The sequence below is a fragment of the Stenotrophomonas sp. INTA L402-1 genome (genome assembly GCF_059295135.1).
In genome coordinates this window covers 1-557 of the sequence record NZ_JCAFWP010000204.1, presented here as the reverse complement: position 1 = coordinate 557, position 557 = coordinate 1, and the positions used below count along the sequence as shown (strand labels likewise).

At 52.4% G+C, this 557-nt stretch carries 2 tRNA genes and 1 rRNA gene; all 3 read left to right on the top strand.

The features are described from left to right. Positions 1-50 precede the first annotated feature (50 nt). A tRNA-Ala gene (locus AC5O77_RS22360) sits at positions 51-126 on the top strand. Between the two features lie 30 nt (positions 127-156). Further along, a tRNA-Ile gene (locus AC5O77_RS22355) sits at positions 157-233 on the top strand. 225 nt (positions 234-458) lie between these two features. Further along, positions 459-557: ribosomal RNA gene (locus AC5O77_RS22350) — 23S ribosomal RNA — on the top strand; the annotation flags it as partial.

Genomic DNA, 557 nt, shown 5'->3' with positions numbered 1-557 from the left:
ACCTGCATTCAGAGAATCACGTCGGCCAGGCCGATGTGAGAGTCCCTTTTGGGGCCTTAGCTCAGCTGGGAGAGCACCTGCTTTGCAAGCAGGGGGTCGTCGGTTCGATCCCGACAGGCTCCACCATGTTTGGGCTGTGTACCGGAAAGTATTTCCGGGTCTGTAGCTCAGGTGGTTAGAGCGCACCCCTGATAAGGGTGAGGTCGGTAGTTCGAGTCTACCCAGACCCACCATTTTCTGAATGACGCATACAATCGATCTTTATACGCATCAGCACTGTGGCTGGTACGTGTTCTTTTAAAACTTGTGACGTAGCGAGCGTTTGAGATGTTCTATCAGACGTGTCGTGAGGCTAAGGCGAGAGACATAAGTCTCTTTATTGATTGAGTCGTTATATTCGTATCCGGGCTTTGTACCCCCGGGTCACATGTATAACCCAAGGCAACTTGCGGTTATATGGTCAAGCGAATAAGCGCACACGGTGGATGCCTTGGCGGTCAGAGGCGATGAAGGACGTGGCAGCCTGCGAAAAGTATCGGGGAGCTGGCAACAAGCTT